Below are 16,510 nucleotides of genomic sequence, written 5' to 3' on the forward strand. Positions count from 1 at the left end.
CGGCTGCTCCGCGGCCCCCCGCCCCGGCCCCCCCCCCGGCGCGGTTCTGCCCACCGGCCGCCGGGGCGGAGGTTTTTCTTTTCTCCGTCCTCACGCCCGCCCGGCCGCATTTCGGCGGGAATATGGCGGGGTCAAGTCGGAGTAGAGTGTGGCTCGGTTGGGAACAGGGCTTCCCCTCATCCTCACCCGCGAATCGCCGGACGGTCGTCCGGCCGCTGAGACCGGTCGGGTGCCTGGGCCGTGAAACATGTCAGGCAGATGTCAGAATTCCCGCGGGGATTTGTAGTAATCCGTCCGCTATGTCCGGCGTGAAATGCCGAATTCCTCCCGCTTTCGCCCGTCCTGCCCCTTGGCGCGGTGCCGGAATTCCCCGCAGCTGACCCTGTTGCAGAGGGCGTCGATCCGGATACATTCAGCCGCGGTCGACGTAATCACCCGCTCACAGGGCGCCGTCAGGCACCCCCGGCGGAGGACTGCGGCGTGCACGGCTGCGCCCAGGGGGGGTTCCCCGGGCCGGCCTTCAAACCAGACCCGGGCCCGCGACCTGCGGGCGCGTGAAGGGCCAGCACAGCACTAGGGGAGTTCGGAATGGCTCAGGGCACCGTCAAGTGGTTCAACGCGGAGAAGGGCTACGGCTTCATCGCGGTCGACGGTGGTGCGGACGTCTTCGTCCACTACAGCGCGATCCAGATGGACGGCTACCGCACCCTCGAGGAGGGCCAGCGGGTCGAGTTCGAGATCTCCCAGGGACAGAAGGGCCCGCAGGCGGACATGGTCCGCGCCGCGGTGTGACCCCCTTCCGACCCCAGGAGCTCGGCGCGGCCCACGGCTGGTGACCACTCGCTTCTCGACGGGCCCGTACGACACGCGTCGTGCGGGCCCGTCGGCGTTCCCCGGCGGGGAGTTGCGCGGGTCGGCGGGAGCGCCCCGGACGGCTCGCGGGATCGCGATTGGGCTTGCACTCGACCACCCGGAGTGCTAATCATTGGCGTTAGCACTCACAGCGTGAGAGTGACAGCGGACCGGGTCGGTGAGGCCCCCGGGAGCGGTAGGGGAAAGGACCCCCGCACACCAGGGCCGTCCGTCGCGGGCACCCCTTGGTCCGAGCAGTCGACCGTGTCCCGGAGGACCACTTCTGATGGCCAAGATCATCGCCTTTGATGAGGAAGCTCGCCGCGGCCTTGAGCGTGGCATGAACCAGCTCGCCGACGCAGTGAAGGTCACGCTCGGCCCCAAGGGTCGCAACGTCGTGCTGGAGAAGAAGTGGGGCGCCCCCACGATCACCAACGACGGTGTCTCCATCGCCAAGGAGATCGAGCTCGAGGACCCCTACGAGAAGATCGGCGCGGAGCTCGTCAAGGAGGTCGCCAAGAAGACCGACGACGTCGCGGGTGACGGCACCACCACCGCCACCGTGCTCGCCCAGGCCCTGGTTCGCGAGGGTCTGCGCAACGTCGCCGCCGGCGCCAACCCGATGGCCCTGAAGCGCGGCATCGAGAAGGCCGTCGCCGCCGTCTCCGACCAGCTGCTGGCCCAGGCCAAGGACGTGGAGACCAAGGAGCAGATCGCCTCCACCGCCTCCATCTCGGCCGCCGACACCCAGATCGGCGAGCTCATCGCCGAGGCCATGGACAAGGTCGGCAAGGAAGGCGTCATCACCGTCGAGGAGAGCAACACCTTCGGTCTGGAGCTTGAGCTCACCGAGGGCATGCGCTTCGACAAGGGCTACATCTCCGCCTACTTCGCGACCGACCTGGAGCGCATGGAGGCGACGTTCGAGGACCCGTACATCCTCATCGCCAACTCCAAGATCGGCTCGGTCAAGGACCTGCTGCCGCTGCTGGAGAAGGTCATGCAGAGCGGCAAGCCGCTCGTCATCATCGCCGAGGACGTCGAGGGCGAGGCCCTGTCGACCCTGGTCGTGAACAAGATCCGCGGCACCTTCAAGTCCGTCGCCGTCAAGGCCCCGGGCTTCGGCGACCGCCGCAAGGCCATGCTCGGCGACATCGCCATCCTCACCGGTGGCACCGTGATCTCCGAGGAGGTCGGCCTCAAGCTGGAGAACGCCGGCATCGACCTGCTGGGCACCGCCCGCAAGGTGGTCATCACCAAGGACGAGACCACCATCGTCGACGGTGGCGGTGACAGCGAGCAGGTCGCCGGCCGCGTGAACCAGATCCGCGCCGAGATCGAGAACAGCGACTCGGACTACGACCGCGAGAAGCTCCAGGAGCGCCTCGCCAAGCTGGCCGGCGGCGTGGCCGTCATCAAGGCCGGCGCGGCCACCGAGGTGGAGCTCAAGGAGCGCAAGCACCGCATCGAGGACGCCGTCCGCAACGCGAAGGCCGCCGTCGAGGAGGGCATCGTCGCCGGTGGTGGCGTCGCGCTGCTGCAGGCCTCGGTCGCCTTCGACAAGCTGGAGCTGGAGGGCGACGAGGCCACCGGTGCCAACATCGTCAAGGTCGCGCTGGAGGCCCCGATCAAGCAGATCGCGACCAACGCCGGCCTGGAGGGTGGCGTCGTGGTGGAGAAGGTGCGCAACCTCCCCGCCGGTCACGGCCTGAACGCGGCCACCAACACCTACGTCGACCTGATCGCCGAGGGCATCATCGACCCGGCCAAGGTGACCCGCTCCGCGCTGCAGAACGCCGCCTCCATCGCGGCGCTGTTCCTCACCACCGAGGCCGTCATCGCCGACAAGCCGGAGAAGGCCGCTGCGGCCGCCGGCGGCGGCATGCCGGGCGGTGACATGGACTTCTGATCCTGATCGCACCGATCGGATCAGTTGGTTCCTGATCGTGTGGGCGGTCCCCTTCGGGGGGCCGCCCACACGGCGTTCTACCGGAGAATGGACAGATGGCTTCCGACGACATCGAGACCGCGCTGCACAACGCGCGGGCGCTGATCCTGGCCGACCTCACCGCGCGGGACGTGGCGGACGCCGCCGTCGTCTCCCTGGTGGAGCAGGCCGTGACGCACCGCCGCTGGTGGCTGGAGCAGTGGCCGGACGGCACCGAGTACGTGCTCGGACTGGTCGCCCAGGACGTCCAGGACGCGCTGCTGGAGGCGTACGGGCGCTGGCCGCTGTGCACCGCCTGCGCCGCCGACGGGGACCCGCACGCGCTCGGCGTGGAGCCGGAGCTGGGGCCGGAGCCGCACTGGGTGTGCGGCAAGCAGGGTGCGGTGGTCGCGCCGGTGGGGGAGCTCTCCTAGCCAGCTCCTGGCCCGCTCCTGGTCCGCTCCCAGCCGGCTCGTGGTCCGCGTGGTGGACCGGGCGGCGGGAGTACTGGACCTATAGGTAGGTTGACGATATATGTAGTCGTATGACTGAACGCTCGATGCAGGAGCCGACGCTGCTGCTGCTCACCGCCCTGGCGGACGCCCCGAGACACGGCTACGCCCTCATCCAGGAGATCGCCGCGATCTCCGAGGGCCGGGTCAAGATGCGCACCGGCACCCTGTACGGCGCCCTCGACCGGCTGCTCCAGCAGGGGCTGATCGAGGTCGCCGCGGAGGAGGTCGTGGACGGGCGGGCGCGGCGCAGCTACGCGCTGACCAGCGTCGGCCGGGAGGCGCTGGCCTCCGAGGCGGAGCGGCTGCGGGCCGTCGCCACCGAGGCGGAGCGCCGTCTCGCGAACGTCCTGTCGGCGCTGCAGGGAAAGCCGGAGCCGGAGGGGAAGTCGATGATGAGGGGGTTCTTCGCATGACCACACCCATGACCACACCGACGATGGGGGCGCCTTCGACCGCGCTGCGGGCGGCGCTGCAGTTCTACCCGCCGCGCTACCGCCGGGAGCGCGGCGAGGAGCTGGCCGCGGTGTTCGCCGACACCACGGCGGAGGCCGGCCGCTCGGCCGTCGCCCGCGAGGCGTTGGACCTGGCCGCGTACGGACTGCGGGTGCGGCTCGGGCTGACCGGCTCCTCGCTGGCCGGGCGGGTGCTCGCGCTGGCCGCGCCGATGGTCGCCGGGGCGCTGGCCGGTGCGGCCCTGGTGCCGTGGGTGAGCGATGCGGAGCGGGCCGCCCATCGGCTGACCTGGGACGACTCGTACCTCACGTACGCCCTGACCATCGCGCCGCCGGTGATCGCGCTGCTGCTCGCGGTGGCCGTCGTGACGGGGCGCTGGACGGCGGTGCGGGTCATCTCGCTGGTCCAGGCCGTCTCCGCGCTGTTCGTGCTGGCGCAGGCCGTCGTGCTGCCGCCGGAGTTCGACCTCTGGGGGGTGGGGGACAGCAGCGTGGCCACCATGCCGTTCGTGCTGGGGGCGCTGCTGCTGGCCGCGGCGCCGACGGAGTTGCTGCCCAGGGCCTCCTGGCGTTCCGGCGGGCTGGCGCTGGCCTCGGTCCTCGGGGGCGGGCTGCTGGTGGCGCTCCAGCACTGGGGCGACTCGACCTTCCCGCTGGACATGCAGTGGTTCGCGGTGCTGCTGATCGGGCCGCTGCTGCTGACCTTCACCGCGCTGCGCGGCCGGGTGCTGCCGGCGGCCGTCGGGGTCGCGGTGCTGTCGCTGACGATGTTCGCGGGCCTGTTCAACATCTGGCGCGAGGGCCGCGGGTTCTGGCACGTGCTGCCGATGGCGGCGCCGGTGCTGTTGCTCCTGGTGGCGGCCGCGGTGGCGGTGCGCCGGATCGGGACCGGCGACGGGCTCGGCGGACGGTTCGGCGGGGGCTCCGGGAAGGGGCGCAGCCTGGCGTGACCCGGGGGCTGGGGCGAAGTGCTCGCCGGGCCCGGCCGGATGTGGCAACCTACTGATATGTCTAGACCAATTTTCGAAGTCATCGCGCTGACGCCCCAGGACGCCCAGGCTGCCGAGTCGGGCGGCGCCGACCGGCTCGAACTGGTCACCGACATGGCCGCGGACGGGCTCACCCCGTCCGTCGAGGACTTCGCCCGGATCCGGGCCGCCGTCGACATCCCGCTGCGCGTCATGCTCCGGATCCAGGACGGCTTCGCGCCCGGCGGCCTGGACGAACTGGCCGCCCGGGCCGCCGCGTTGCGGGCCGAGGGCGCCGAGGAGTTCGTCTTCGGCTTCCTCCACGCCGACGGCGCCGTCGACCTGGCCGCCACCGCCGCCGTCGCCGAGGCGGTGGCCGGCTGCCGCTGGACCTTCCACCGGGCGATCGACCACAGCGCCGACCGGGCCGCCCTGCGGGCCGCCGTCGGCGCGCTGCCCGGGCTGGACACCTTCCTCACCTCGGGCGCGGCCGCCGGCGTCGACGCCGGGCACGAGGTGCTGCTGGCGGACCTGGCCCGCGCGGGCGAGCCCGGGTACGGGCAGCGGATCCTGATCGGCGGCGGCCTGCGGGCCGAACACCTGAAGGGCCTGCGGGCCGAGGGCTTCGACGGCTTCCACGTCGGCGGCGCGGTGCGGGTCGACGGCTGGCGGACGCCGGTGGACGCGGCCAAGGCCGCCGAGTGGCGGGCGCTGATCGACGCCTGAGCGCGCGTGGCGGGCGGGGGCCGGTCCCGGTGGGGCCGGCCCCCGCTGCCCGGTTCCTCAGTGCAGCTGCGCGGGCAGCGGCTCGCCGTGCAGCACCGTCAGGCCGGAGACGGCACGGGTGAGCGCCACGTACAGCCGCCGCAGGCCGGTCCGCTCGTCCGGCTCGCCCGCGACCACCGCGGCCGGCTCGTCCAGCACCACGTAGTCGTACTCCAGGCCCTTGGCCAGCGAGGCCGGGACGAGCGTCAGCCGGGCCTCGGCGCTGGTCTCGGCGCCGGGGGACAGGTACGGCAGGCCGGCCGCGGTCAGCGCCTCGGCGAGCGCCGGGATCCGGGCGTCGGCGGCGATCAGCCCGGTCGAGCCCTCGTGCTCCAGCGCCTCGCGGCAGGCCGCCAGGACGGCGGGCACGGCCTCCCCGTCCGGGAGGCGGCGGATCGTCAGCGAGCCGGGGGCGTCGCGCACGGAGGTCGCCGGGGCCAGGCCCGGGGCGATCGCCGGGAGCAGCCGGGAGGCGTACGCGATGACCTCCTCCGGCACCCGGAAGCCCTTGGTCAGCTCCTCGACGTGGGCGTCCGGCTTGCCCAGGTGGCGCAGCGCGTCCGGCCAGCTCGCCGTCGCCCACGGGGTGGTGCCCTGGGCGAGGTCGCCGAGGACGGTCGCCGAGCCGGTCGTGCAGCGGCGGCCGACCGCGCGGTACTGCATCGGGGAGAGGTCCTGCGCCTCGTCCAGCACCACGTGCCCGAGCGAGGGGGTGCGCTGCACCAGGTCCGTCGCCTCGTCGACCAGGACGGCGTCGGCCTGCGTCCAGCGGGCCGTCTTCACCGAGCGGCCCGGCTTGGGCCACAGCACCGCCTGCTGCTCCTCCGGGGTCAGCACGCCCTCCGCGCAGGCGGACAGGAACTCCGGATCGGAGAGCAGCCGCAGCACCAGCTTCGCCGGGTCGACCGCCGGCCAGCACTCCTTGGCCACCGCCTTGACCGCGGGGTTGCGGGCCACCGCGTCCTGCACCCGGTCGTCGGGGGCCTCGCCGGACTGTTCCATCTTCAGCAGCACGGTGTGCGCGATCCGCTGCGGCAGGGCGTCCCTGGCGGCGCCGTAGCGCACCTCGCGGCCCTTCAACTCCTCGATGATCTCGGCGAGCTCGTGCACCTGGACGCGCCAGCGGCGGGAGCCGCGGACCACCACGCAGGGCTCGGTGGGCAGCGCGATGCCCGCGCGCACCGCCCGGCGCAGCACCTCGGCCATCCGGGCGTCGCCCTTCAGCCGGGCCGCCTGCGGGTCGTCCTCGCCGCGCACCTCGACGTGCCCGACCAGCTGCTGCACGGTCGCCTGGGCGACGTCCAGCTCGCCCAGGGCCGGGAGCACCTGCTCGATGTAGGAGAGGAAGGCGTTGTTCGGCCCGATCACCAGCGTGCCCGTCCGGGCGAGGCGCTCGCGGTGCGCGTACAGCAGGTACGCGACGCGGTGCAGGCCCACGGCCGTCTTCCCGGTGCCGGGGGCGCCCTGGACGCAGATGGTGCCCGTCACGTCGGAGCGGACGATCTCGTCCTGCTCGGGCTGGATGGTGGCGACGATGTCGCGCATCGGGCCGACGCGGGGCTTCTCGATCTCGGCGGCGAGCAGGGCGGAGGCGGTGTCCGCCTCCGCCGGGTCGCTCAGGTGCTCGTCCTCGTAGGCGGTGAGCTCGCCGGCGGTGTAGCCGAAGCGGCGGCGGCGTTCGACGTCCAGCGGTTCGGTGCGGGTGGCCCGGTAGAACGGCTGGGAGACCGGCGCGCGCCAGTCGATCACCATCGGGTCGCCGTCGGCGTCGTGGACGTGCCGGCGCCCGATGTAGAAGTTCTCGCCGCCTCCTCCTTCGCTCAGCTCCTCGCTGATCGCGTGCAGGTAGTCCAGGCGGCCGAAGAACAGCGGGGTGTGCGAGAGGTCGGCGAGGGCGGCGATCCGGGCCTCGATCTGGTTCTGGAGGACGGCGGCGGACACCCAGGTGCCGGTCACGTCGCGCAGGTCCAGCGACTGGACGTCCTCGCGCATCGCTCGCAGCGCGGACCGGGACGCGGCCAGGTGGTCGCGTTCGCGCTGGAGGGGGTCGGTGGTGGGGGTGGCGGGCACAGCGAACCTTCCCGGCTGCGCCGGAACCGGGCGCAGCGGATCGATGGAGCTCACGGTGGGTACGGCCGACCGGTTGCCGTGCGGTCGGCGCCTCCCCCGGCTGCCTGCGCGACTTCAGCAGGTACCACGGTTCGGGAGGGGGCAGACGGACGATCCTAGACCCGTGCGGCCCGGGGTTCCAGCCCCGCAGGTCCCGGGCCTGCAGGTCCCGGCCCCCGTACGGGCCGCAGGACGTGCGCGACGGCGGCACCGCCCCGGGCACCGCCGCACGCCCTGCCGCACGCCCTACAGCACGTCGTCCGCGTCGATGATGCGGTACGCGTAGCCCTGCTCGGCCAGGAAGCGCTGCCGGTGGGCGGCGAAGTCCTGGTCCACGGTGTCCCGGGCGACCACCGAGTAGAAGTGCGCCGAGTGGCCGTCCGCCTTCGGGCGCAGGACGCGGCCCAGGCGCTGGGCCTCCTCCTGGCGGGAGCCGAACGTCCCGGAGACCTGGATGGCCACGGTGGCCTCGGGCAGGTCGATCGAGAAGTTCGCGACCTTGGAGACCACCAGGACGCCGATCTCCTTGTTGCGGAACGCCTCGAACAGCTTCTCGCGCTGGGCGTTGCTGGTCTCGCCCTTGATCACGGGCGCGTCCAGCACCTCGCCGAGCTCGTCCAGCTGGTCGATGTACTGGCCGATGACCAGCGTCTGGTCCTTCTCGTGCTTCTTCACCAGCGCCTCCACCACCCGCCGCTTGGTCGCCGTGGTGGCGCAGAAGCGGTAGCGCTCCTCGGGCTCGGCGGTGGCGTAGGACAGGCGCTCCGAGTCGGTCAGGGTGACCCGCACCTCGCAGCAGTCGGCGGGCGCGATGTAGCCCTGCGCCTCGATCTCCTTCCACGGCGCGTCGAAGCGCTTGGGCCCGATCAGGCTGAACACGTCGCCCTCGCGGCCGTCCTCGCGCACCAGCGTCGCGGTCAGGCCCAGGCGGCGGCGGGCCTGGAGGTCGGCGGTGAACTTGAACACCGGCGCGGGCAGCAGGTGCACCTCGTCGTAGACCACCAGGCCCCAGTTGCGGGCGTCGAACAGTTCCAGGTGCGCGTAGGCGCCCTTCCGCTTGGTGGTCATCACCTGGTAGGTGGCGATGGTGACCGGGCGGATCTCCTTGCGCGTCCCGCTGTACTCGCCGATCTCCTCCTCGGTGAGCGAGGTGCGCTTGACCAGCTCGTGCTTCCACTGGCGGGCCGAGACGGTGTTGGTGACCAGGATCAGCGTCGTCGACTTGGCGTGCGCCATCGCGGCCGCGCCGACCAGCGTCTTGCCGGCGCCGCAGGGCAGCACCACGACGCCCGAGCCGCCGTGCCAGAAGCCCTCGACGGCCTGTGCCTGGTACGGGCGCAGCCGCCAGCCGTCCTCGTCCAGCTCGATCGGGTGCGCCTCGCCGTCCACGTACCCGGCGAAGTCCTCGGCCGGCCAGCCGAGCTTGAGCAGCACCTGCTTGATCTGGCCGCGCTCGGAGGGGTGCACCACCACCGTGTCCGGGTCGACCCGGGCGCCGACCAGCGGGGCGATCTTCTTGGAGCGCAGCACCTCCTCCAGCACCGGCCGGTCGGTGGTGGCGAGCACCAGCCCGTGCGTCGGGTGCTTGAGCAGCTGGAGCCGCCCGTAGCGGCCCATGGTGTCCGCCACGTCCACCAGCAGTGCGTGCGGCACCGGGTAGCGCGAGTACGTCACCAGGGCGTCGACCACCTGCTCGGCGTCGTGCCCCGCCGCCCGCGCGTTCCACAGCCCGAGCGGCGTCACCCGGTACGTGTGCACGTGCTCGGGGGCGCGCTCCAACTCGGCGAACGGCGCGATGACGCGGCGGCACTCGGCGGCCTTGGGGTGATCGATCTCCAGGAGAAGAGTTTTGTCGCTCTGGACGATGAGCGGTCCGTCGTTCACGCGGGGAAGCCCTCCACTGGCTGACAGGCTGGATTGACGCAGACCCTCCAGTGTCGCGCATTGCGCGGCGAACGTGAGCGGGCCCCTTCCAAACGTGATCGGGCTTCTTCCATTCGTACGGGTGACCGCGCCCGCGACCGCGACCGCGCCGGTACCCGCGCCCCGGGCGACGGCTCCGGGTGACCACGGTGCGCATCGCTCGTTGAGCCGGGCATGAAGAAGTCGAAGCGCGTTCTCACCGCTCTCGCCCTGATGGGCACGGCCTTCGCGGCCACCGCCTCGTCCGTCGGCTCCGCGCACGCCCTCGCGGGGATCGGGGAGGGGCCCGGCGGGCTGCTCGCCGCGCCCGGATTCCTGATCGCCGACCAGGTCGGCGGCGGCTCGCTGCCGGTCGGGCAGGGGGAGATCGGCAGCCTGGCGGACAAGGCCGTCAAGGAGAAGATGAAGGAGTCGCAGGGGCACTGAGCCCGGCCCTGCCGCCGGGGTTACTCGTCGAGCTCCGCGACGCCGGTGATCCGGTGCAGGGCGAAGGTGCGGAGCTCGTCGGCGTGGTGGTCGAAGGCGGTGACGAAGCCGCCTTCGACCTTGACCGGGTCGATGATCCGCTGGCTGGCGATGCCCTCGGCGTTGAGGTAGCCGATCCACATCCGTTCGCCGAGCAGGACGGCGGTCTGCAGGGCCGCGAGGGTCTCGGCGGCGGCGGTGCGGGGCAGCTGGCGCGGGTCGGGGGTGGAGTCACGGCGGTTGACGGTGGCGGCGCGGTCGCCGGCCCGGATGGCCTTGATGGCGGCGGCGAGCAGGGTGTCGTCGGGGGTCGGCGGGCCGTCCGGGACGGGCGCGGGGGCGGTGCGGGGCGGGGTGCGGTGGCTGTCCTGGCGGGTGATCAGCACGTCGCCCTCGGCGGACTCGGCGGCCGGGGCGTAGCCCATCGTGCGCAGGGCGGCGAGCAGGACGTCCGGGGCGGCCTGGGCGGCGAGGACGGTGGGGGCGAGCAGCCGCAGCCGCAGGTCGGCGGAGCGGCGGTCGGCGAGGACCTCGTTCAGCAGCGACGGGTCGTCGCAGCGCAGGTAGGAGGAGGCGGCGCCGACCCGCAGGATGCCGTGCCGGCGGGCGACGTCGTCGATCAGGTAGCCGAGCGGCTGCGGGACGGGCGTCCGGGAGTGCTGCTCCAGGAAGGCCCGCAGGTCGGCGGCGGTGCGTCCGGCGTCGAGGGCGCGGCGCACGGACACCGGGGTGAAGCGGTAGACGGTGGCGCCGCCCTTGGACTCGATGTCGGCGCACAGCGCGAGGGCCTGGGCGAGCGGGGTGAGCAGCGGGCCGGGGGCGATCGCGGTGAGGTCCGGTTGCAGGATCACGTGGTCGAGCGGCTGCGGCAGCAGCGGGGCGAGCACCTCGGCCGGGTCGGATTCGGCGGTGAGCAGGGCGCGGGCGGGGGCGGCGAGGGCGCCGCGGCCGGTGACGCCGAGGAGTTCGGCCTCGGCGAGGGTCCAGGCGGTGAGGTCGTCGCGCAGCTCGTGGCCGTTCGGGCCGGTCGGGCCGCCGCGCAGCGGGCGCTGCCAGCGCAGGGTGGGCAGGAGTTCGGCGGCGGTGGCGGGGGTGCCGGGCGGGAGTTCGGCGAGCAGCGCGAGGGTGGCGCGGCGGACGGACGGGGCGAGGGTGCGGTCGAGCTCGGGCCCGAGGGCGGCGCGCGGCTTGCCCTTGCCGTCCGGAGTGCCGGTGAGGGCGGGGACGCGGGTGGCGGCGAGCCAGGCGGCGGCGAGGACGGACCAGCGTTCGGCGGTGTCCCGCTGGAGCCAGCCGTCGTAGGCCGGGGTCGGGGCCCAGCGCTCGTCGGCCTCGCCGTCGGGGGCCAGCAGCCCGGCGGCGTAGGCGAGTTCGAGCCAGAAGGCGGCCTGCTGCTCGGTGGTCTCCAGGGCCTGCGCGGTGCGCTTGAGGTCGCGGATGCCGAGGCCGCCGGCGCGCAGCGTGGGCGGCGGGGTGAGGCCCCAGGTGTCGAGGAGTTCCTCGACGGTCTTGACGGCGGTGTGGGCCTGGCCGGCCGCCGCGCCGTCCACAGCCTGTGGATCGCGCGGGGCGGCGGCCGGGGCGGGCTCGGGCTGGACCGGCTCGACGGCGCGGTGGGTGCGGCCGCCGCGCAGGTGCAGGGCCAGTTCGCGCGGCAGGACGACGCTGCCCGGCCCGCTGGGCAGCAGCAGCCCGCGGGCGAGCAGCCACTCGACGGGGCTCTGCGCGTCCTCGGCGGTGACCGGGCGGGTGGCGTCCGGGACGGTGCCGGTCGGCGGCCCCCAGACCAGCCGCTCCAGCAGCCGCAGCGCGGCCTCGGGGGCGGTGTCGAGCAGCGCCGCGCAGCGGGCGCGGTCGTTCAGCAGGGCGGCGAGCGCGTCGACGGCGGTGACCGGGTCCGGGGTGGCGGGCTGTCCGGCGGAGGCGAGCAGCTGCTGCAGCCGGGCCGGGGACATGCCGACGGTCGCGTCGGAGAGGGTCGGGCCGAGGCCGGTGCGGCCGGGGTTGGCGGCCGTCGGGGCGAGTGCCTCGCGGACGGCGAGGACCAGCCGCAGGCCGTTGTCCGGGCCCCAGAGCAGGGACCGGTCGCGCAGGGTGGCGATGGCCCGGGGGAGGGCGGCGGCGACGGCGGACCGGTCGGCGGGCGTCAGCGGGGTCGCGCCGGGGTGCGGCTTGACCTTGGCCGGGCCGGTCAGCAGGGTGCGGACGGTGGCCAGGCCGGTGCCGTCCGGGGCGGTGGCCAGGACCTCGGCGACCTGCAGGGTGAAGCGGTCCAGGCGCTCCAGGGCGCGCAGCGCCGAGGCGCGGGAGGAGAGCCGGGCGGACAGCTGGGTGAGGTCGCCGGGGACGGGGTTGAGCAGGTCGGGGCGGGAGCGGAGCAGGGCGGCGAGCGCGTCGTCGGGGCGGGCGCGCAACTCCTCGGCGAGGGTGCGGGGGCCGGCGGCGGACCTGCCCTGGCGTTGAGGGCCCTGCTGTGTGGTCATTCGACCTAGGTTAGTCGGGCGGGCGGACGGCGGGGTGTCCGTGCGGCGGCCCGTGGTGGACCGGCCCTCAGGACTCGCGCGCGCGGGGGCGGGGTGGGTAGCGTCACGGCCGAGGGTGGTTCGGTGGGCCGGGGTTCGGGCGCGAGGCGGGGTGTCGGTGATGACGGACGGCGAGTGGTGGCGCAGGAGCGGGCCGTGGAGCGGCCGTTCGGGGGGCGGGGCGGGGGCCTCCGGCGGGTCTGCCGGGGCCGGTGCTGCCGGTGACAAGGGCGGTTCGGGCGGTCCGGGGGCGTCGGGTGGGTCCGGGGCCTCCGGTCCGTCCGGTGCCTCCGACGGGGACAGCGTGTACGACACGGCGGCGCCGGGCGGCGGGACTCCGTCGGTGCCGCTGGATCCGCCCCGGACGCCGCGCGCCCAGGAGGCCGGGGCGCCGCCCGTACAGCTGGACAAGTCGCGTTTCGACGGGCCCGAGGACGATTCGGACTCCATCCCGCCGCCCCAGGTGTACAGCTCCGGCGCGAACGGCTGGGACCTGGTGCTGCTCAACTTCTCGGACTCGCCGCAGGCTCCGTCGAAGCCGATCCCCGAGCAGCGCGCCGGGGGCGGGGCGGGTGCGGCGGGCGCGCAGGCTGCCGATCCGGCGGGAGCTGCGGCGGGGGCGGCTGCGGCGGTTGCGGCGGCTTCGGGGAAGGGGAAGAAGCAGCGCAAGGCCAAGGGGAGGGCGGCCGCCGCGGGGAAGGCGAAGGCGCAGCCGGCCGCCCCCGCCGGCCAGGCCGGTGCCGATGCGGGCGCAAGTGCGGGTGCGGGCGTCGGGGCTCGGCGGCCGTCCCTGCTGGTCCTGCTCTCCTGCGGGCTGCTGATCGGCGGCGCCGCCATGAGCTTCTTCCCGGCCATGCTGGTGGGCTGGGCCCTCGGCTACCTGTCCCGCCAACTCTCCGATCTGATGCGCAAGTTCGTCATCCTCGGGATCCCGCTGATCACGATGAGCGCGGCCACCCTGCACGCCATGCAGGCCAAGCCGGGCGCCCAGGGCGGCGCGGGCGTGCAGGCCGGTGCGCAGTTCAGCCAGATCAGCTGGTCGGCGGCCCCGGGCGTGCTGCGCCTGTCGGCGGTGCTGTCGGCGGTGGTGCTGCTGCTGCTGAGCCTGCGCCGTCGCCCGCCGCAGCAGGGCTGAGGCCCGGGACGAGGGCGGCGAAGCCGGTGCAGAGCAGTCGGATGCTCTGGGTGAACTTCTCGTCCTGGCTGATCCGGGGGATCAACTCGCCCATGATCAGCGGGAACTGCGCGCACAGGTCGGCGTAGAGCTCGGCGCTGACGGGTGGTGGGGCCGGTGGCTGGTTCTGTTCCTGGAGGACGAAGCCGGTGACGTGGCTGAGCAGGATGTCGGCGGCGATGCCGCAGTGGACGGTGGGCAGGCCGGCGTCGAGGAGGGTGCGCAGCAGGCGTTCCATCAGGGAGAGGCCGCCGGAGCTGAGGACGCCGGGGCTCTCGGCGAGGAGCAGTGCGCCGCCGGGGTGTTGCCGGATGCTGCGGCGCAGGGTGGTGGCCTGGGCCTCGACCCGGTCCCGCCAGGTGGCGTCGGGGGGGAGGGCGGCGAGGGCTCCGGTGCCGGTGTCGTAGGCCTGTCGGCAGACGCGGTCGGCCATCAGGGTGAGCAACTCGTCCTTGCCGCGCACGTGGTAGTAGAGGCTGCCGGCGTGGGCGTCGAGGCGGTCGGCGACCTGGCGCATGGACAGGTTGTGGTAGCCGACCTCCGCGAAGACGGCCATGCCCGCATCGACGATGCGCTCCTTGGTGAGCTTCATCGCTCCACCGTACAACATTTTCCAACACCGTTCGAAAGCTGTGCTAGCTTTGCCCTGCCCGGTTTTCGAACAGTGTTGGAATGCAATGGGGGAGGGGCAGTCATGGGGGCGATCCTGTTCAACGTGACCACGGCCGCGCTGATGGTCATGATGGTCAACTGCGGGCTCGGCGTGGTCGGCCGGGACACGCTGCGGGGGCGGCCGATCCCGTGGGCGGCGGTCGCCCTGACCGCGCTCGCCGTCGGCGGCGTGCTGCTCCAGCTGCTCTGGTCCGGCGCCATGGACGCGCTCGACGCCGACCCCGCCAAGTCCGGCTGGTGGCGCGAGTTCACCTCGGTCTTCCTGCAGAACGGCGGCCTCGGCGGCGGCCTGTGGAACCTCGCCACCCTCGCCGCCGTCGCCGCGCTCGCCCAGTGGTACTGGGGCGGCCCGCTCACCCTCGCCTTCTTCCTCGCGGGCGTCCTGCTGCCCGGCCGGATCGACGACCTGCTCGGCTTCGGCGACGGCCCCAGCACCGACCCCCGCAACTTCGCCGGCAGCTCCGGCGCCACCTACTTCCTCGGCGCGACCCTGGCCCTCGCCTTCCTCGCCCGCACCCGCCTGCCCAAGGAACGAGCCCTGGCCGTCGGCGTCCCGGTGCTGGGCCTCGCCATGTGGCTCGCCCAGGACAACGGGCACGGCCTGGTGGCGGTCTACGGCTTCGCCCTCGGCGCGGCGGCCTGGGCGGTCCGCGGCCGGCTGGCGCGACGGTAGTCGGGGCCGCCGCGATCCGACCCGCAGGGCTGGGCGATCCGGCCCGGTGGGTCGGATCGCTTGGCCCTGCTTGGCCCGGCGGCGGATCGCCCAGCCCCTCAGTCCCTCAGTCCCTCAGCCCCTCAGTCCCTCAGTCCCTCAGTCCCTCGGTCCGGCGGCGCGGTGCGCCCCAGCCGCTCAGCGGGCGAAGCCCGCCAGCAGCTCCCGCGGGTCGAAGGTCACCCGGATCCGGGTGATCCGCCCGTTCTCCACGTGGCTCCAGTTCGCCGTCGGCGCCGGCGGTGCGACGCTCGTGTGCAGGTCGAACCAGGTGATCACGTCGTCCCCCTCGACCACCCGGGCGTGCACCTCGATCTTCTCCAGGACCTGCCCGAGCCCCTTCAGCCCGGCCAGGGCGTTCTCCACCCCCGACACCGTGGCCAGCGGCCCCACGAAGTCGACGTCCTCCGCCAGCAGCCCCCGCAGCGTCTCGAAGTCGCCCGCCTGCCAGGCCGCGAAGTAGGTCTCGGAAATCTCACGCGCAGTCTTCGTCGTCGTCATGCCTCCATCCTCCCGAGCACTCCGCCATCCGTCCAACAGATGGATCAGATCCCAGCTATCATCGTTGGTTATGGAGATGCACCAGCTGCGCTACTTCGCGGCCGTCGTCGACGAGGGCTCCTTCACCGCCGCCGCGACCCGCCTGCACGTGAGCCAGTCCGGCATCAGCACCCAGGTCGGCAAGCTGGAACGCGAGTTGGGCCAGCTGCTCCTCGACCGTTCCGGCCGCCGGGTCCGCCTCACCCCCGCCGGCGAGGCCGTCCTGCCGCTGGCCAAGGACGCCCTCGCCACGCTCGAAGCCATCCAGCACACCGCCGCCGAGTTCGCCGACGCCGTCCGCGGCCGCGTCCGGCTCGGGATGATCATGGGGTGTGCGATCCCGCCGTTCCTCGACGTCGTCGCCGACCTCGGCCGCACCCACCCCGGCATCGAACTGAGCCTGCACGAGGGCCACTCCGAGCTGCTCCAGGCGCAGGTCCTCTCCGGCGCCCTCGACCTGGCGCTGATCGGTTTCGCCAAGGAGGCCGGCCCCGGCCTGGACGTCACCGTCGTCGTCGATGAGCCGATCGCCGCCATCGTCCCCGCCGGCCACCGCCTGGACCGCCCCTCCCTCCGGCTCGCCGACCTCGCGTCCGAGAAGATCCTCTGCCTCTCCCCGGGCACCGGCATCCGCGCCGCCTACGAGCACTCCTGCCTGCAACTCGGCCTCGAACCGCGGGTGGACATCGACGCCAGCTCCCCGGCCACGCTGTTCCGGCTCGCCCAGCGCGGGGCCGGCGTCGCCGTCCTCAGCCCCTCCTCCGCCGCCGGCGAGGGCCTCCGGACCGTCCCCGTCGCCGATGCGCCGGTCCGGGCCCGCCTCGGCCTGGTCGCCCGGCCCGGCCAGCACTCGCCGGCCGTGCGCCTGCTGCACGCCCGGCTCCGCGCGTCCCTGCGGGCGACGGGCTGAGGGC

The 16,510-nt window shown here is 73.6% G+C and carries 15 protein-coding genes; 10 read left to right on the forward strand and 5 right to left on the reverse strand.

Features of this window, described 5'->3' with window-relative positions; translation table 11 throughout:
* The first annotated feature begins 588 nt into the window (after positions 1 to 588).
* The 6 genes from ACFWPI_RS29860 to ACFWPI_RS29885 all read left to right on the forward strand — a co-directional run bounded on the left by ACFWPI_RS29860 (position 589) and on the right by ACFWPI_RS29885 (position 5,440).
* Positions 589 to 792: a cold-shock protein gene (locus ACFWPI_RS29860; protein ID WP_030289665.1), complete on the forward strand. Its 204-nt coding sequence runs from the start codon at positions 589 to 591 to the stop codon at positions 790 to 792.
* A 346-nt stretch (positions 793 to 1,138) separates the two neighbouring features.
* Entirely contained in the window at positions 1,139 to 2,761 is a 1,623-nt protein-coding gene (groL, locus tag ACFWPI_RS29865) for a chaperonin GroEL (RefSeq protein ID WP_063348228.1), read from the forward strand.
* Positions 2,762 to 2,856: 95 nt separating this feature from the next.
* Complete coding sequence (locus ACFWPI_RS29870) at positions 2,857 to 3,213, forward strand: hypothetical protein (protein ID WP_063348227.1); 357 nt, start codon at positions 2,857 to 2,859, stop codon at positions 3,211 to 3,213.
* Positions 3,214 to 3,323: 110 nt separating this feature from the next.
* A complete protein-coding gene (locus ACFWPI_RS29875) occupies positions 3,324 to 3,707 on the forward strand; it encodes a PadR family transcriptional regulator (RefSeq protein ID WP_079135692.1) in 384 nt (127 codons plus the stop codon).
* On the forward strand, positions 3,704 to 4,696 hold the full coding sequence (locus tag ACFWPI_RS29880; RefSeq protein ID WP_380374804.1) for a hypothetical protein: 993 nt from the start codon (positions 3,704 to 3,706) through the stop codon (positions 4,694 to 4,696). Before ACFWPI_RS29875 ends, ACFWPI_RS29880 begins: the two co-directional genes overlap by 4 nt.
* 57 nt (positions 4,697 to 4,753) lie before the next feature.
* Entirely contained in the window at positions 4,754 to 5,440 is a 687-nt protein-coding gene (locus ACFWPI_RS29885; RefSeq protein ID WP_380374806.1) for a copper homeostasis protein CutC, read from the forward strand.
* Between the two features lie 57 nt (positions 5,441 to 5,497).
* Here the strand turns inward: ACFWPI_RS29885 and ACFWPI_RS29890 are convergent, their stop codons facing one another.
* Together ACFWPI_RS29890 and ACFWPI_RS29895 are read right to left on the reverse strand one after the other, a co-directional pair.
* Positions 5,498 to 7,549 (reverse strand): HelD family protein, encoded by a 2,052-nt coding sequence (locus tag ACFWPI_RS29890; RefSeq protein WP_380374808.1) that lies wholly within the window; start codon positions 7,547 to 7,549, stop codon positions 5,498 to 5,500.
* A gap of 285 nt (positions 7,550 to 7,834) precedes the next feature.
* Positions 7,835 to 9,472, reverse strand: a complete 1,638-nt coding sequence (locus ACFWPI_RS29895; RefSeq protein WP_380374810.1) for a DNA repair helicase XPB — start codon at positions 9,470 to 9,472, stop codon at positions 7,835 to 7,837.
* Positions 9,473 to 9,685: 213 nt separating this feature from the next.
* Here ACFWPI_RS29895 and ACFWPI_RS29900 point away from each other — a divergent pair, with 213 nt between their 5' ends.
* On the forward strand, positions 9,686 to 9,937 hold the full coding sequence (locus ACFWPI_RS29900) for a hypothetical protein (protein WP_063348222.1): 252 nt from the start codon (positions 9,686 to 9,688) through the stop codon (positions 9,935 to 9,937).
* Positions 9,938 to 9,957: 20 nt separating this feature from the next.
* On the opposite strand, the gene ACFWPI_RS29905 is transcribed toward ACFWPI_RS29900, so the two are convergent.
* Positions 9,958 to 12,459: a helicase-associated domain-containing protein gene (locus ACFWPI_RS29905; protein ID WP_380374811.1), complete on the reverse strand. Its 2,502-nt coding sequence runs from the start codon at positions 12,457 to 12,459 to the stop codon at positions 9,958 to 9,960.
* Between the two features lie 343 nt (positions 12,460 to 12,802).
* Here ACFWPI_RS29905 and ACFWPI_RS29910 point away from each other — a divergent pair, with 343 nt between their 5' ends.
* Positions 12,803 to 13,633 (forward strand): hypothetical protein, encoded by an 831-nt coding sequence (locus tag ACFWPI_RS29910; RefSeq protein WP_380374812.1) that lies wholly within the window; start codon positions 12,803 to 12,805, stop codon positions 13,631 to 13,633.
* On the opposite strand, the gene ACFWPI_RS29915 is transcribed toward ACFWPI_RS29910, so the two are convergent.
* Positions 13,530 to 14,264: a TetR/AcrR family transcriptional regulator gene (locus ACFWPI_RS29915; RefSeq protein ID WP_380374814.1), complete on the reverse strand. Its 735-nt coding sequence runs from the start codon at positions 14,262 to 14,264 to the stop codon at positions 13,530 to 13,532. The two genes, ACFWPI_RS29910 and ACFWPI_RS29915, sit on opposite strands and share 104 nt — an antisense overlap.
* Positions 14,265 to 14,366: 102 nt before the next feature.
* Here ACFWPI_RS29915 and ACFWPI_RS29920 point away from each other — a divergent pair, with 102 nt between their 5' ends.
* Positions 14,367 to 15,017, forward strand: a complete 651-nt coding sequence (locus ACFWPI_RS29920) for a hypothetical protein (RefSeq protein WP_380374815.1) — start codon at positions 14,367 to 14,369, stop codon at positions 15,015 to 15,017.
* 177 nt (positions 15,018 to 15,194) lie between these two features.
* Here ACFWPI_RS29920 and ACFWPI_RS29925 read toward each other — a convergent pair whose 3' ends face one another.
* Positions 15,195 to 15,557 (reverse strand): nuclear transport factor 2 family protein, encoded by a 363-nt coding sequence (locus ACFWPI_RS29925; RefSeq protein WP_380341650.1) that lies wholly within the window; start codon positions 15,555 to 15,557, stop codon positions 15,195 to 15,197.
* A 70-nt stretch (positions 15,558 to 15,627) separates the two neighbouring features.
* On the opposite strand from ACFWPI_RS29925, the gene ACFWPI_RS29930 reads away from it, so the two are divergent.
* Positions 15,628 to 16,506, forward strand: a complete 879-nt coding sequence (locus ACFWPI_RS29930; RefSeq protein WP_363377335.1) for a LysR family transcriptional regulator — start codon at positions 15,628 to 15,630, stop codon at positions 16,504 to 16,506.
* Positions 16,507 to 16,510: the final 4 nt, after the last annotated feature.

Origin of the sequence: Kitasatospora sp. NPDC058492 (assembly GCF_042720685.1) — a bacterium.
Classification (GTDB): Bacteria; Actinomycetota; Actinomycetes; order Streptomycetales; family Streptomycetaceae; genus Kitasatospora.

What these genes read in the sequence shown, in the direction of transcription:
- ACFWPI_RS29860 (WP_030289665.1), top strand. Translation starts at nt 589, where the DNA reads ATGGCTCAGGGCACCGTCAAGTGGTTCAACGCGGAGAAGGGCTACGGC.
- groL (WP_063348228.1), top strand. Translation starts at nt 1,139, where the DNA reads ATGGCCAAGATCATCGCCTTTGATGAGGAAGCTCGCCGCGGCCTTGAG.
- ACFWPI_RS29870 (WP_063348227.1), top strand. Translation starts at nt 2,857, where the DNA reads ATGGCTTCCGACGACATCGAGACCGCGCTGCACAACGCGCGGGCGCTG.
- ACFWPI_RS29875 (WP_079135692.1), top strand. Translation starts at nt 3,324, where the DNA reads ATGACTGAACGCTCGATGCAGGAGCCGACGCTGCTGCTGCTCACCGCC.
- ACFWPI_RS29880 (WP_380374804.1), top strand. Translation starts at nt 3,704, where the DNA reads ATGACCACACCCATGACCACACCGACGATGGGGGCGCCTTCGACCGCG.
- ACFWPI_RS29885 (WP_380374806.1), top strand. Translation starts at nt 4,754, where the DNA reads ATGTCTAGACCAATTTTCGAAGTCATCGCGCTGACGCCCCAGGACGCC.
- ACFWPI_RS29900 (WP_063348222.1), top strand. Translation starts at nt 9,686, where the DNA reads ATGAAGAAGTCGAAGCGCGTTCTCACCGCTCTCGCCCTGATGGGCACG.
- ACFWPI_RS29905 (WP_380374811.1), bottom strand. Translation starts at nt 12,459, where the DNA reads ATGACCACACAGCAGGGCCCTCAACGCCAGGGCAGGTCCGCCGCCGGC.
- ACFWPI_RS29915 (WP_380374814.1), bottom strand. Translation starts at nt 14,264, where the DNA reads ATGAAGCTCACCAAGGAGCGCATCGTCGATGCGGGCATGGCCGTCTTC.
- ACFWPI_RS29920 (WP_380374815.1), top strand. Translation starts at nt 14,367, where the DNA reads ATGGGGGCGATCCTGTTCAACGTGACCACGGCCGCGCTGATGGTCATG.
- ACFWPI_RS29925 (WP_380341650.1), bottom strand. Translation starts at nt 15,557, where the DNA reads ATGACGACGACGAAGACTGCGCGTGAGATTTCCGAGACCTACTTCGCG.
- ACFWPI_RS29930 (WP_363377335.1), top strand. Translation starts at nt 15,628, where the DNA reads ATGGAGATGCACCAGCTGCGCTACTTCGCGGCCGTCGTCGACGAGGGC.